This is a genomic window from Bacillus sp. z14 (2026), from assembly GCF_058313575.1.
The window spans coordinates 1,121,964-1,137,173 of sequence record NZ_JBZFQK010000001.1; the positions used below are offsets into that span (position 1 = coordinate 1,121,964).

General features: G+C 37.4%; 15 protein-coding genes. 2 read left to right on the forward strand and 13 right to left on the reverse strand.

Features of this window, described 5'->3' with window-relative positions; genetic code table 11:
* Positions 1 to 145: 145 nt before the first annotated feature.
* From AC4G3O_RS05365 to mtnN, 5 genes are all read right to left on the reverse strand, one after another.
* Positions 146 to 1,828, reverse strand: coding sequence for an amino acid ABC transporter ATP-binding/permease protein (locus tag AC4G3O_RS05365; protein ID WP_139892604.1), 1,683 nt, complete (start codon positions 1,826 to 1,828; stop codon positions 146 to 148).
* Positions 1,825 to 3,549 (reverse strand): ABC transporter ATP-binding protein/permease, encoded by a 1,725-nt coding sequence (locus AC4G3O_RS05370; RefSeq protein WP_066105343.1) that lies wholly within the window; start codon positions 3,547 to 3,549, stop codon positions 1,825 to 1,827. The genes AC4G3O_RS05365 and AC4G3O_RS05370 overlap by 4 nt, the downstream gene beginning before the upstream one ends.
* Positions 3,546 to 3,929, reverse strand: coding sequence for a DUF454 family protein (locus AC4G3O_RS05375; RefSeq protein ID WP_066105347.1), 384 nt, complete (start codon positions 3,927 to 3,929; stop codon positions 3,546 to 3,548). The genes AC4G3O_RS05370 and AC4G3O_RS05375 overlap by 4 nt, the downstream gene beginning before the upstream one ends.
* 475 nt (positions 3,930 to 4,404) lie before the next feature.
* Entirely contained in the window at positions 4,405 to 4,617 is a 213-nt protein-coding gene (locus tag AC4G3O_RS05380) for a YrhC family protein (RefSeq protein WP_077248071.1), read from the reverse strand.
* A 190-nt stretch (positions 4,618 to 4,807) separates the two neighbouring features.
* Positions 4,808 to 5,503, reverse strand: coding sequence for a 5'-methylthioadenosine/S-adenosylhomocysteine nucleosidase (gene mtnN, locus AC4G3O_RS05385; RefSeq protein WP_139892605.1), 696 nt, complete (start codon positions 5,501 to 5,503; stop codon positions 4,808 to 4,810).
* A gap of 153 nt (positions 5,504 to 5,656) precedes the next feature.
* On the opposite strand from mtnN, the gene AC4G3O_RS05390 reads away from it, so the two are divergent.
* Complete coding sequence (locus tag AC4G3O_RS05390) at positions 5,657 to 5,863, forward strand: DUF2536 family protein (RefSeq protein WP_066105356.1); 207 nt, start codon at positions 5,657 to 5,659, stop codon at positions 5,861 to 5,863.
* A 563-nt stretch (positions 5,864 to 6,426) separates the two neighbouring features.
* Positions 6,427 to 6,798: a hypothetical protein gene (locus AC4G3O_RS05395; RefSeq protein ID WP_490558400.1), complete on the forward strand. Its 372-nt coding sequence runs from the start codon at positions 6,427 to 6,429 to the stop codon at positions 6,796 to 6,798.
* A 133-nt stretch (positions 6,799 to 6,931) separates the two neighbouring features.
* On the opposite strand, the gene AC4G3O_RS05400 is transcribed toward AC4G3O_RS05395, so the two are convergent.
* The 8 genes from AC4G3O_RS05400 to mltG form a co-directional block, all read right to left on the reverse strand.
* The gene (locus tag AC4G3O_RS05400; protein WP_225983610.1) at positions 6,932 to 7,630 is read right to left on the reverse strand and encodes a YrrS family protein; all 699 of its coding nucleotides are present in this window, start codon (positions 7,628 to 7,630) and stop codon (positions 6,932 to 6,934) included.
* Between the two features lie 87 nt (positions 7,631 to 7,717).
* Positions 7,718 to 9,499, reverse strand: a complete 1,782-nt coding sequence (locus AC4G3O_RS05405) for a penicillin-binding transpeptidase domain-containing protein (RefSeq protein ID WP_066105371.1) — start codon at positions 9,497 to 9,499, stop codon at positions 7,718 to 7,720.
* A gap of 118 nt (positions 9,500 to 9,617) precedes the next feature.
* The gene (greA, locus tag AC4G3O_RS05410; RefSeq protein WP_066105374.1) at positions 9,618 to 10,094 is read right to left on the reverse strand and encodes a transcription elongation factor GreA; all 477 of its coding nucleotides are present in this window, start codon (positions 10,092 to 10,094) and stop codon (positions 9,618 to 9,620) included.
* Between the two features lie 258 nt (positions 10,095 to 10,352).
* Positions 10,353 to 10,985: a uridine kinase gene (udk, locus tag AC4G3O_RS05415; protein WP_066105382.1), complete on the reverse strand. Its 633-nt coding sequence runs from the start codon at positions 10,983 to 10,985 to the stop codon at positions 10,353 to 10,355.
* A gap of 2 nt (positions 10,986 to 10,987) precedes the next feature.
* Entirely contained in the window at positions 10,988 to 12,259 is a 1,272-nt protein-coding gene (locus AC4G3O_RS05420; protein WP_066105385.1) for a peptidase U32 family protein, read from the reverse strand.
* 21 nt (positions 12,260 to 12,280) lie between these two features.
* On the reverse strand, positions 12,281 to 13,210 hold the full coding sequence (locus tag AC4G3O_RS05425) for a peptidase U32 family protein (protein ID WP_066105387.1): 930 nt from the start codon (positions 13,208 to 13,210) through the stop codon (positions 12,281 to 12,283).
* A complete protein-coding gene (locus AC4G3O_RS05430) occupies positions 13,207 to 13,860 on the reverse strand; it encodes an O-methyltransferase (protein ID WP_066105391.1) in 654 nt (217 codons plus the stop codon). The genes AC4G3O_RS05425 and AC4G3O_RS05430 overlap by 4 nt, the downstream gene beginning before the upstream one ends.
* Positions 13,861 to 14,023: 163 nt before the next feature.
* Complete coding sequence (mltG, locus tag AC4G3O_RS05435) at positions 14,024 to 15,148, reverse strand: endolytic transglycosylase MltG (RefSeq protein WP_225983611.1); 1,125 nt, start codon at positions 15,146 to 15,148, stop codon at positions 14,024 to 14,026.
* Positions 15,149 to 15,210: the final 62 nt, after the last annotated feature.

Genomic DNA, 15,210 nt, shown 5'->3' on the forward strand with positions numbered 1-15,210 from the left:
CTACATATCATAAATTTTAAACAAAGCAAAAAGCCGCAGAAAATTATTCTGCAGCTCTAATGCCAGGCTTATATCATGTTTTGTCCAAGTTGTTCATGAACCGACAAGTGTTTAAGTGTGTCTTGATATCATCCCACTGCCTATATTACACATTCTTACAATGCTGGCATTCCATTTCGTTTATTTGTCCATTGCTCACTTCAAAAATACGGTCTGCCATAGCCAGTACCTCCGGATGATGGCTGATGAGAATAACAAGTTTATCTCCCGCATGGGCTTTAATGGCCTGAAGAATGGAGGATTCATTCAACGCATCAAGATTGGTCGTAGGTTCATCCAGGATGAAAACCGAGGCATCATCCAGGAATAATCTGGCCAACGCTAATCGTTGGAGCTGTCCACTTGAAAGATTTTCACCAAATTCCTGAAGATGTGTATCCAATCCTTCTGGAAGACTTTTTATAAATTGATACAATCCTGCTTTCTCACAAGCATCCCAAATTTCTTCATCCTTATATTTTTTATACATCGTCAGATTCCGGCGCAATGTATCCGAAAATACAATTGTATGAGCATCAACCATACTGAAATGATTCCGGTAAGAATCGGCATCATACTCCTCGGCTGGCACTCCATTTAATAGTATGGTACCTTTCGTAACTGGAATATCCCGCAGCAGTAATGAAATCAATGTTGATTTTCCCGTACCATTATCTCCCCTGATGCCAATAATTTCTCCTATTCTCCATTCAAAATTAACGTTTTTATATAAATGTTTGCCTTTTTCATACTCAAATTGAACATCTTTATATTTAATATTACCAATATGGACGAGTTCACGACTGCCTCCCTCATTTACCTCAGGAGTAATATTCATGATTCCTAAGACACGTTTAGCACTGGCAAATGTATGAACAAGGCTCGAGCTAAGCTGCGATAAAGCTAGTGCAGGACCAAAGGAAGAATAAAGCAGCAGCACAGCTAAAAGCCCTGTACCTGCATCCACTTTACCAATTCCGTATAAATAAATGGATATACCAATTTGTATAAACACTGAAAGGTATAATGCCCCATCCGTCAATGCCTTGAGTAGACCTTCATGTTTCTTAAGGGACAAAGTAGAATTATTTAATTCCTCACTATATTCGTCAATTTGATTAATTGTCTGTTGCTCCTGTCCAAAAATGTACAGTTCCTTCAACCCTTTTAATCGATCAAGGATATATTGACTTTGCATGCCAAATTGAACACGATAAGCTTCTCCTGCTTCTTGTCCGCTTCTGTACACACTTTTCGGAACAACATAGCTTATTAACAAATATGAGAACAACGCTGCAACAGCATAAAATGGATGAAAAGACCAAAAAATCGCCAGATAAACAATTCCTGTGATAAAGCTAATACAAACAGGAGCTACTGTGTGCGCATAAAACACTTCAAGCATTTCTACATCCTTAGTAATAACATTCATAAGCTCCCCTTTTTGAAAGCTCATTAATTGCCTATTCCCAAGCTTTCCAAGGGATCTAAAGATATGAGACCGGATAGTAGCCAGAAGACTAAATGCAATGTAATGGGTCATATATTGCTCGCACAGACGAAAAACAGCACGCATTATACCTGCTGTAATAATCATAATCAGCAACAGTCTTCCATTTCCAAAGTCCTTAAGGCCCATTACATCCAAGAAAGCCATCCCTCCTATAAGACTTATGGCTGAAACCGCCAAATAACCTAATGTACCAAGAAGGATTGTCAGCATCATATGTGGAATAAGCGGCTTTAATATTTTCATTAATTGAATCAAATTCTTTCCGCTGCTAATCATACCGCACACCTTCCGATTGATTGTTGTTCTTCAAATAGCTCTGCATAAATGTTCCCATTGTTCATAAGTGTTTGATGATTGCCTTGTTCAGCTATTTTTCCATTGGAGAATACATAGATTTGATTTGCATCTACTAAACGCTGCAAGTGATGGGTAATCATGATAACCATTTTTCCCTGACGGCTGATTCTTTGAATAATATCAAGAATATCATCTTCACTACTACGGTCGATATTGGCAGTAGCTTCATCAAAAATAAACACTTTAGGATTCTTTAACAGCATTCGGGCAATTGCTAATTTTTGGCGCTGTCCGCTTGAAAGATTCGTCCCTCCGCTTTGAATTTTATAATGAAGGTTAGCAGCAAATTGATCTAGCTTCACAAACCTAATAATCTCTTCTGCCTCTTCTACCTCCAAAGTTGGTTTAGCCATCATTAAATTAGAAAAAATCGTACCTTCAAAAATATAGGAACGGTTACTGACACAGCCAATCAATCGATGCACCTGATCAATAGGCAGTTCCGCTAAAGATGTCCCACCGATTTCAATTGTTCCATTTTCCGGTTCAATGAAACGTTGCAGAATATGTGTAATAGTCGTTTTTCCTGCACCAGAAGCACCTGCAATTCCCGTCACCTCGCTTTGCTTGATGACAAGATTGCAATCCTGCAAAGCCGGTTTTTCAGCATATGGATAAGTATAGGTTATATTTTTAATGCATAAATCTCCTGTGATATCCTTATGAACAGCTGGTTCTTCTTTTTGCGAGTCAATTTTTAAAATGGAGGATAATAAATTCAAGGCACTCGTACCATTCATACCTACATGAAAATAGGATCCCAACAGTCGAAATGGTACAAAAAATTCAATCGCCAGCAGAGAAAAACAGATAAAGCCAGTTAAACTTAAGTTTCCATTTTTATAGGCAATCACTGAGCAGACGATTCCCAAAGCTGCTCCTAAATAGGCGATTAAATCCATAATGGTGATAGATTGCAATTGCATCCTAAGCACCTTCATCGTCATATAGCGGAATTCCTCTGCTTCCTTATTCATAATCTCTCCGTATGCCTTTTCTCCGTTATAAATTTTTAAGGTGCGCAGTCCCTCTACACCTTCAACGAACTTTTTACCAACATCCAAGTATTTATTCCAATATGTTTTAAAAATTCTCTTTCCAATTTTTACGCCGGCCACAATGGCAACCGGAATTAAAAAACCACTGATCAACAACATAAGCGCAATTTTCCAATTCAATTTTGCCATTACCACAAATAGCAGGACAGGAGTCAACAGGCTATAAAAAAATTGCGGCAGATAACGACTGTAATAAACATCGATATTCTCGATACCTTCTACCGCGAGCTGGCTAATTTTACTGATTTCCAGTTTGGTAATCTCTTGAGGGGTCAGTGAAAGAAGCTTTTCAAACAGTTCTCTCCGCACCTTATGCTTTAGCTCAAATGATGTATAATGTGTGAGCTTTGTCGAGTAATAATGACAGCCGAACTTTATAGCTATAATCAATCCAATATATAAAATGTAGTACATATCCATAACGATATTATGAACATAGAACAAGGCAGAAAATAATTCCGCAATCTCAAATACAATCACTATATTTATAACAACATTCAATAATTGCAATAATGTAACTTGAACCAAAACAGGGATGATTCCATACTTTTTTGCATAAATCATCATTTCTTTTTGAATCATATTTGTTGCACTTCCTCTTGATTATTAATCGTAGGAATTTTTATAAAAACAATCAATTTAACAACTGCCAACACGCATAGAACAATGCGAACGTGCAAATGATTGACCATTAAACCGCTGATTAGAAGTAATAAATACACGGTTAGTAAAATCGTTAATTTTCTTCTTAAAGTAAGACCACCATCCCTTTGGTAGCTCACTACATATTTTTCGTAAAATGACTGTTTCTTCAGCCAGTTTTCACATTTAACTGAATTACCAGCGAATAAAATTGCTGTCAGTAATAGTAAAGGTGTCGTTGGTAAAATAGGAACTGCGATTCCAATTAAACCAAACAATAGAGATATCCATCCCAATCCCAGTAAAATTAGTTTTTTCATCTGTCTTCCCCCACTAAATATGTATCAATACAAGCCATACTATAGAGCCTAACCCTCCAACTATATGAACGGCCGTACATTTTTTTTGTTTCTTTAAAAAAGGAATTATTGCTGTCAGAGCAATGATAAGCATATAAATGATATAACCAAATAAATTAGAACTCATTTGAAATAAATATATAAATATACTTATCAAGGCTATACAACCACTCCATCTATGAGTAAGTCTTATCGGTCTATTCTTTTTAAACAGGTGTAAAACCCCAAAGAATAAGCAAATAAAAAAAGAAAGTTTATGTAATGTCAACAATATCATTAGAAACCACCCGCACATTATTATTTTGATATATTAATATTATTGATAATGATTATCAATGTCAATGATAAATTTATCAAGTACCTGTAAAGATTCTTGATTAAAAGATTATAAAAAAAAGCCAACTCATTAAATGAGTTGACCTGTATTTTATAGAATTTATTCTTCGTCTTGTATTAACTTCCCATATTTCTTGGATAAAGCAAAAAATAATGCGGATAACGCCAATACTCCAGCAGTAGCAAAAGTTAAGTATTCCTTTACTACTTCACTCATACCTTCCTTTGGCAATATGGATCCTAAAAAAAGAAATACAGCAAACATTAGGAGAGTTGTACCAAAACGTTTATAATCTATCATTTTCTCTTTCAAGGAAACTACCACCTTTCAAATAAACTAGTAATACAGTAACACGATATTCCTCCCTATGCTAATGTAAATAGTGGCAGGCGAACCACTAAAATATATGGACAGAATGGTATCAATAGTTATGAACAATCACATTATTTTTTTAAGAAAACAAAAAAGTTCTGTCTTAGTATTTCGACAGAACTTAAAAATTTTATTTTAATTCTTTTACAATTCCCATTGCCAGTTGAGCTGAATGCAATGCAGCCTTTTCCAGGAATTGATCAAATGATAAATCTGACTCTTTGCCAGCAATATCACTTAATGCGCGCGTTACTACAAATGGAACATTAAACTGATAAGCCACCTGCGCAATAGCGGCTGCTTCCATTTCAACTGCCTGCAGCTGTGGAAACTTTTCTCTTACAAATCGAACACGTTCAGGATCAGACATAAATACGTCACCGGTTGCGATTAACCCTTTTCCAACTCCAACCCCGTCTATGCCTGCGGCCACTTTCTCTGCAAGTGATACAAGCTTTTCATCAGCAATAAATGCTGCAGGTAATTGTGGAACCTGTCCGTATTCATAATCAAACGCCGTAACATCCACATCATGGTGACGTACCTCAGTTGAAATGACCATATCTCCTACATTTAATTCTGGGTTGTAGCCACCTGCTGAGCCAGTGTTGATGATAAAATCAGGCTTGAATTTTTCAAGAAGGACAGCTGTTCCCATGGCAGCATTCACTTTGCCAATACCGGATTTTAACAAAATAACATCCACACCAAACATCTGTCCAGTTGTATATTCTGTATTAGCAATGACAACAGACTCGGCACTTTCTATATTCTCACGCAAATAAGCAACTTCTTCTTCCATTGCGCCAATAATAGCAATTTTCATTAGTATTACTCCTTTATATTACAAAGATTAAAATGACATGTACCATTTTACCATAAATCATCTGCATAAACAGACCACTAATCCTTTATTGGAGCTAGAGTATTCTAGGCATTTTTGGTAGACTTAGTTTGAAAATGAAGGAGGCAAAAAAAAGTGGAATTTAAATTAGAACTAATTGAAGACAAAGTTGAATTTTTCGAGGCATCCTCAATTCAAAACCTTGAAAAACAAATCCAGCAAAAAATAGATCAAAACAAAGCAATCATGCTATCCGTACACCACATATCCCACCAAATCCACACCACCCCCGAAGGCAAACCCATATACACAGCCGTAGTACACTATAAACTAAAAAGCTGAAGGGCCTTGTTCAGGAGTGAGAAGCATAAGACATAGGCTCGAAGGGGATGTTTCTCCCCCGTAGAGGCTATGCTTATGTCCCGAACTCCTAGGCCCTAAAGCTGGATAAACTAAAAAGCTGAGACGACTGTTCAGTCCCGAAAAGCATAAGACGAATACTCGGAGGGAGACGTTTTTCCCTCCCGCAGAGTATTTGCTTATGACTCGAGGGACTAGGAGTCGAAGCTGGATTGACTAAAAAGCTGAAACGGCTCATGTTAAGGAACGAAGACTAAAGACGCCACGTCCTGTGGCAACGTCTTTGTGACCAACATCCTGTTGGCCTCCGACAAGCATAAGAGGAGCTAGGAGTCGAAGCTGGATTAACTAAAAACCCAAAAACGGGTATATTAAGGAACAAAGACTAAAATCGGCACGTCCTTCATGACCTACATCTTTTAGGCCTCTGAAGCATAAGAGGAGGCACCGTAGGGAGCTTATTAGGGATTAAAGGCCTAAGTACACTTACTTGGTGCGGCAACGCCATGATGACCTACAGAAATGAATAATAGGAGGTGCTATATATGGGGAGAGAAATAAAGTTTGATGACGATAAGCAGGAACTGGTTTTAACTCTTACAGGTTTGACAACTTTTTTTGCTTTAAAACAAAAGATTCAAATGCCCTACCCTCTAATAAAAAATGTTTTAGTAGATTATTTCGATGCTCCTACATGGATGATACGGATGCCTGGTTCTTCTATTTCATTCTTAAATATTTATGAAGGAAGTTATAAATATCAGAATGAATGGTATTTTCTTTCATACAGCGGTAGGATACCGTTGGTCATCATAGAATTGCAAGGACATAAAAAGTATAGATATATTATTTTCCAATGTGAAAATCCCACAAAAACCGCATCCGAGATTCGAACACATTTAAGAGATATTGACTGACATGATACATCCTTTTTGAAATGGCTACGATTACCTCTTTGTATTTCCACTCTTCAAATTATCTGGATTTCCCTTAAAAGTAACGATCAAAAAAGCTGCCAAACATGGCAGCTTTAAAAGTATTTTTATTTGGTTAACTAGCTTTGTCATTCTTTATAAGTTTTTCTACCTTTGTCGGTTTCCATCCTTCACCATCAACCCATTCGATATATACACGATACGTGCTTGATCCATCTTTAGGTGATACAGTACCAATTGCCTTATTCGGTTCACCGCCATTTTGTAAATACCATAAGGTCATATTACTTTGATCTATGCCAGCTCCATAGGCAATGGCTTGCTCCATTTCATTCCAATCAGTGGAACCTTTCTCGTATTGTGTAACATGCTCTCCACTTTGTTCCGTACCTACTGGCTTCCATGAAGGATCAGAATACGCTTCTTCCACATTTCCATCAGAAGCTGTTTCTTCAACTTTCTCAGACTCTACTGCATCTTCAGATTCAGAGGAATCTTGATCAGCGTTTTGGTCTTGATCTTGGCCCTCTTCGTCCTCATTCTCAGATGCTTGCTCATCTTCATTCATTGCAGTTTCTTCTTTGTCAGCTTCCTCTTTGTCAGCTTCGTCTTCTTTATTGGTTGCCGATTGATTACTTTCAGGATTGGTATCAGCCTTCTGACTTGCCGGTTCATCATTATTACCTAAAAATATAGTAGCTCCCACAACGACAATAAGGAGAACGACAACTGTAATCAGTATATTGTAGACTTTGTTTACCTTTTTATCCTGACGTTTATCCATACGCGAAGGATATTTATCTTGCCTATCCATATACACTTCCTCCTCAAATTTATAATAAAGATTATTTTAACATGGATAGGTAATCACTAAAAGTTATTCAATTTTTCGTCATATTTTTTATTCCAGGCCTCTTTTTTGATTAATTGCATGTATCCCATTGACCATTTGTAAGTATAAAGGAGTTACCGCACCCGACTTGCTCGCTGTATCCAGATTTACAATCACCATCGCATATTTAGGTTTTTGAAAAGGAAAATAACCTGCAAACCATTTATTGTACATCTGTTTTGTTTTATCTTCCTTGGCCCCAATTTCTGCTGTTCCTGACTTACCAGCAACATCGTACTTGGCTGTATGTAGATTACCCGCAGTGGCATATTTCCCTGTTGTTGTTACTACTCCTCTTAATAATTGCTGTAGCTTGCTGGCTGTTATTTTTGAAATGGCTTTACCTTCTATAGGCTGCTCTTTGAAGGTGGCAATGGTTAATCCGTCATCATCGACCGCTTTAGTGGCAGCTCTAGCCATCATTCTTTCACCGCCTCTGGCAATCGTGGCCATCATATTGGCGATGGCAAGCGGAGTTACTTTTACATTTAGTTGACCAATCGATGTATTCGCCACAAAATTCTCATCCTTCTTCATGGAGGATTCTGTCCATATGACCCCAGATTTTTCTTCCGGCAGTTGTTTAATGAGAGATGTATGGAATACACTTCCATTCCACCCAATTGGTTGAATTAAGCCAAGCCGCTCAGCATACTCTTCAATAAGATTCGGATTTTTATCTGCCAATTCCTTTCCCAGAACTCCAAAAACTTGGTTGCTGCTTAATGCAAACCCTCGCTTAAAATCAACCATTCCTAGCAATCTTCCTGTATTTTTATCAACAGGTCGCCCTAAATGATCCAAATTACCGTTAAATTCTCTTCCATTCAGGTTTAGGCCTTCTTCTATGGCAGCAGCTGCTATAACCGTTTTAAATACGGAACCAGGAGTCTGTGGAGTAATCATTTGATTATGGTTACCCTCATTGTTTACATCTTTATTTACAAGCGGTGTGGAAAACATAGTCAGAATATCATTAGTCTCAACATCTAAAATGATGATTCCGCCTTTTTTCAGCCCACTATCATCAGCAACTTGTTCTGCAAGTTTTTGATAGTCCTGATCCAAAGTAGTCTGTATATTAATTCTTTCACCAGATTGACCTTCGTCCAAATAACGGATATCCACTCCAAACATTGGCAGTCCATTGGCTGCTTTGTGATAAACTAGTTTTTTACTGCCATTACCCTGCAGGAAGATCTGAAAGGCTTTTTGCAATCCTGTTTTCCCTACTTTTGTTTGATAATCAACCGGTGTATAGCCTATTTTATTAGCTTCATCTATTTCATTCTTATTTAATGTCAGGGACCCTAGAAGATGGCTTGCTGAAGGATTTGCTATAACCTCTCTCTTCTTTACACCTATAATACCTGGAATATGAAGATTGTTAATTTGCGCAATTTGGCTATCTGTTAATTCTGTTATACCTTTATTTTCATAAATAAATGGTTCCTCTTCACTCTTTAGCCTTTGTAGTAGTATTTCTTTCTCTATCTCAAGAATGTCTGCCACTTTATCTGCAGGCCAATCTAAATGTTTAACAAATGGAAAGAGTACTAACACCGATTTGTCCTGATAGGATATCGACTTACCTTCTCTATCAAGAAATCCACCTCTCCCATCATCCAAAGTGATTTCGTCAATTCTTTGTCTCACACTATTCTCTAATAAATTTACCCGGTGTTTGGAATATTCCTTTGGCTTCACTATCTGTATATGTACCAGCTTGGCTATTAATAAAGTAAACAGCAATAGAAAAATAATTCCTGTCCCCAATATTCTTTTTTTCATTTAACACACCCCTTACTGTTACCAGTTTCGACGGGGCTTGCCTATTTCAAACTATAATTGAACAAATAAAAAAGGCACCTAAAATAGGCGCCTTGCTGGTTCTTTCTTAAATTTCAAATTATTGAACGGATACGATTACGACTTCCATATCTCCACCTGGAGTAGAAACCGTTACTTCATCACCTGGTTTTTTTCCCATTAAACTGCGGGCAATAGGAGAATCATTTGAAATTTTATACTCAAATGGGTCAGCTTCTGCAGAACCGACAATTATATAAGTTTCTTCTTCACCATCAGGTAATTCTTTAAATGTTACGGATTTTCCTAATGTAACCGTTCCATCCTGAGATGCACCTGACTCAATAATTTGTGCATTTCTAATCATATTTTCAAGTGTAGTGATTCTTCCTTCAACAAATGCTTGTTCTTCTTTAGCAGAGTCATACTCAGAGTTTTCGGATAAGTCACCGAAACTGCGTGCAATTTTAATTCGTTCTACAACTTCTTTACGTTTAACCGTTTTTAAAAGTTCTAATTCTTTCTCTAATTTTTCTTTTCCCTCTTTAGTCATTGGGAATACTTTTTCAGTAGCCAAAAAATTTCACTCCTTCTGTACTTTCACCATGCAGCACCAACCGCTCCATGTGATCATGTGTATATATATGCACTTAATAACTATGTATATACCTTTATTGGTATAGGAATTGCGCGTTCTCAATCGAACGCGCAATTTACACTCATTGTTAGCTTAATTTCTTTTTATCGATTTGTCTATTAATTTTATCAAAATTTTTTCAAAAATGAGTAACTTTTTTGTTATTTTTATGGAAATTGGTGTAAAAACAAAATATTCCTATAAAAGGGATTTTTGCTCCAAAATCGTTTGGATTTTAGTACCAATTACATCAATAGCCACGTAATTGTGTCCGCCTTCAGGAATAATAATATCCGCATAGCGCTTAGTAGGCTCAATAAATTGGTTATGCATAGGACGTACCACAGATGTGTATTGTTCAATGACTGAATCAATTGAACGGCCCCGTTCTTTTATATCACGCATTAAACGACGTATTATACGAAGATCTGCATCGGTATCAACAAATAGTTTAATATCCATTATATCGCGTAATCTCTCATCTTCAAGTACCAAGATTCCCTCGAGAATAATAACGTCCTTAGGTTCAACAGGAATTACATCCTCAGAGCGTGTATGCATAGCATAATCATAAACCGGCTTTTCAATTGCTTCATAACGAAGCAATTTGTTGATATGCTCCAGCAATAGATCATTATCAAAAGCCAATGGATGATCATAGTTTGTCTTTAGTCGTTCCTCAAAAGGAAGATGGCTTTGATCCTTATAATAATAATCTTGTTCTAGAATCATGATGGAATGACCCTTGAATTTTTCATAGATTGCTTTTGTTACACTCGTTTTCCCTGAACCCGAGCCACCTGCAACCCCAATTACAATTGGCTTAGTCATTTTTAGTTGTTCTCCTTCCTCATCATATCATATGGATGAACCGGTTGATCGACTTTTAAGCGGACAGTCATAAGCGGATGTCTTGCAGCATCTAATTCATTGCCGTCCTCATCCCAGATTGTTCCGACTGTTTGCGTAAAGTTTTCGATATTAGGTCCGAAAAATTCAATTTCGTCTCCCGGTTTAAAGTAATTTCTTTGCTGTAACGTGACTATAGATGTATTTTCATCATACGATAAGACAAGCCCGGCAAAGTCATGCGTTGTTTTGTTATTATGATTGCCAAACATTTGCTCCTTATGGCTTGGTACACCTTCAAAGAATGCGGGAGCTGTTTCCCGATTCGCACACTTATTGAGCTCTGTAATCCATTCCTCTTTGAAAACAAAATTGTCCGGATCCGCACAATAAGTATCTATAACCTTGCGATAAACACTGACAACTGTTGCAATATAATGAATGGATTTCATACGGCCTTCGATTTTTAAGCTGTCGATTCCCATCTCTATCATAGTTGGGATGGATTCAACCAGTTTCAAATCTTTAGGACTCATCGCAAACGGTTGGTCTTCATCTTCAAATAATGGTTTTTCACCATCTTCCGTATTAGCGAATAAATGATAATCCCATCTGCATGATTGGCAGCAGCCGCCTCGATTAGAATCACGGGCTGTCATATGGTTAGATAGCGTGCAGCGCCCTGAATAAGCAATACACATCGCCCCATGAATAAAGGTTTCAATTTCAATATCAACCTTTTCTTTCATTAGCTTGATTTCTTCTCCACTCGTCTCACGTGCCAAAACAACACGATCCAGCCCTTCTTCTTTCCAAAACTGTACAGCTTTCCAGTTTGATAAGGATTGCTGTGTACTTAAGTGGATTTCCAGCTTTGGAGCAGCCTTTTTACAGGTCTCAATTATTAACGGGTCAGCTACTATAATACCTGTTACTCCAGCTTCTTCAATCCCTTTTAAATACTCCGGAAGTCCATCGATGTTCTCATTATGAGCAAAAATATTAGTGGTCACATATATTTTAGCGCCGTATTGTTTAGCAAACTCCACGCCTTCTTTCATTTCTGCCAATGAAAAATTTCCGGCATTGGAGCGCAATCCATATTCCTGACCGCCAATAAATACTGCGTCGGCACCATAACGGACAGCGATTTTTAATTTTTCCAGGTTACCGGCAGGAGCCAGTAATTCCGGTTTTTTTACAATAACGCGTTTTCCGTCAATAATCTCGGAAATTTTATTTTCTGACACGGACATTCGGTCATCCTCCATTCCCTGTTAATAAACAGTCTCCTTGAAAAAGAAGCCTGTATCCAGCGATCTGTTTGCCGGTTGAATTTCTTCAGCTTTCTGCAGCAGTTCTTCCTTCTTATCTTCGTATAGATCCGGATTCTCTGCATATAAATCAATTGCCTCGCGATACAATTTGGTTACTTCAATAAGATAGTCAGAATCCTTTAAGATTCCATCAATTTTAAAGGAGTCTACCCCAGCATCGAGCATTTCTGCCAATTCATCAATAATGCAAATATCATTCGGACTCATAATATGAGTGCCGTTTTCATCTTCAAAGATTGGGTATTTAGCGTTACGCTCAGGATCGTGCAGGAATAAGCTTTTTTGATCCTCCAGGCTATCCACTTTCATATTGCGGCCTTGGTAATTAAAGTAATTCCCGATAAGCGTCCGTTTTGACTGAAACATGGCTGTCATTCCATGCACCTGTACTTCAATCTCGACTTTGGCATGTTCTTTAATTTCAATGATAGCGTCCATATTAATTTCCCGGGCAAGGACTGCACGCTTAGCTCCTTTTGTTCCCCAGTAATTACACGTGAACCAGTTGGTCGCTGTTGTTTCTGTATTCCAATGCAGTGGCAGGTTCGGAGCTGCTTCACGAGCAGCCATCAAAACAGCTGGATCTCCAAAGATGACAGCATCAGCTTGATTGGCATCTAAGAAACGCAAATAATCGGACAGCTCGTCCACTTTCTCATTATGGAAGATGGCATTCATAGCCACATATACTTTCTTTCCTTTTGAATGGGCTAGCTGGATTGCTTCTTTAACAGCCTCTCTGTTAAATTCTCCAGCCAGTCTCAGTCCATAACGTTGTTCCCCTATAACAAATGCATCTGCACCTGCATCAATTAATGGGATGATATCTTCAACCTTAGTAGGTGTTAGTAATAGCTCAGGGGTTTTCATGCCTTTTCACCTCGTTTAATACTGATAGCCAAACCATCCCCGACAGGGATAATGACAGTATCAAAGTTTTCCTTATTCATGAGCCATTCATTATAGCCTTTTATTTTATTAACTAAATTTTTTGTTCGTTTAGATTCAATCTCTTCCTGTTCAAGAGCCACCAAGCCTTTAAAGAGAACATTATCGGAAAGGATAATTCCTCCCTCTGCCAAAGACTTTTCATATATTTCAAAGAAACGTTTATATTGTCCTTTAGCTGCGTCGATAAATATACAATCAAAAGGTCCTTCTGGAGAGACAGCTGATTCTGTCTCAAGGGCGTCACCTTTTATAATCTTTATTCTACTCTTCATGTCCGCTCTTTCAATAAAATGATGAGCTTTTTCAATACGTTCCTCATCTCTTTCAATTGTCAGTATTGAAGCTTCTGGCAGCGTATACGCCATTCGTAAAGCAGAATAACCAATTGCTGTTCCAATTTCTAAAATTTTTCGCGGCTTTTGGATTTTTAGAATCTGTAACATAGACTCCATACCGGTTAATTCCATAATCGGAACACCATTTTCCCTTGCATACTCTTCCATTTCACTTAATAAATCATTTCGGGAAGGTACAAGAGTCTGTAAATAGTGATCAAGATTCTTATTCATCCTTATTCCTCCAAACCCTGTACTTTGCTTAATTCAAAAAAATGAGAAAGCCAGGTGGCTTTCTTTAAATACATACACTATTTTTATGCACTTCGAATATTTTAGCATATTTAGGGGAAAGAAGCGAAACGTTTCTTCTCTTCCATAGTTCCCCTCCAAATGCTTAATTATTCGTTATATGTTTTGCCTTATCTTTATTATGTTCTTCTAATGTTTTATTAAAGATGACTTCTCCCGATTTAGTAGCAAGGAAATATAGGTCATCAATATCTGCAGGGTTTAATGCCGCCTGAATAGAGGTTTCACCTGCATTGGCAATTGGTCCAGGGGTTAACCCCTTATGTCGATAAAGATTATATGGTGAGTCGACTTCTAAGTCTTTGTATGTCACCCGATCTTTATGCTCTCCCAATGCGTACAGAACAGTTGGATCAGTTTGCAATCGCATATCCTTCTCCATCCTGTTTTTAAACACAGCAGATATTTTATCCCTATCCACCTTCTCAGTTGCTTCTTCTTCAATTAAGGATGCCATTGTTAATAGTGTATGCGGTGTCCATTTATCCTTGGACATTTCATCCTTATACTTCGCTAAGATTTCGTTGGTTTTTTTTACCATATCGCTAACAATTGACTCTATTGTTGGATCTTCCTCATAAAATGAATACGTTGCTGGATATAAATATCCTTCCAATGGATATCTGACATTCTCGGCAAGAATATCATCTGTTAATAAATCAGGATACTTATTCATCATTTCTTTAATAAATCCATTTTTATTTATAACGGCTAAGACATCTTTTGACTTTTTGCCTGTTTTCTTGGCAATAATTTCTGAAATTTGTTCCAGATCTCTTCCTTCCGGAATAGTAATTCGATAGGTCTCAGCTACAATTCCATTTTTGATTTGATCGATGATTTCCTGAATTGTCATAGATGGTGATAAATTATAGGTTCCAGCCTGGAAACCAGATTCATTTTTAAACTTGACATAGTATTTAAATACTTTCGCGTTTTTAACGACTCCATTATCCTCTAATGTTTGAGAAATCAAACTAATTCCTGAACCACGAGGGATTTCCACCTTGATTGCATCTTTATTATCTGGGTCAACAGGTTTTAATGCGGAGGAGATATACAAATACCCACCAAGTCCAACAAGCGTCATGACAAGGATGACAGCAACTAACGAAACAGTAACAATTTTCCGTACCACTCTAGCTTCACTCTGTCTTTCAAGTAGCTTTATTTTCATTTGCTCTTTCTTCCAATTTTTGTCATTATCCAAAAGTGATGCCCCCCTAAGGCATTTTATTACAAGCCCTCTTTATTTATTGCAAACATTAGCGG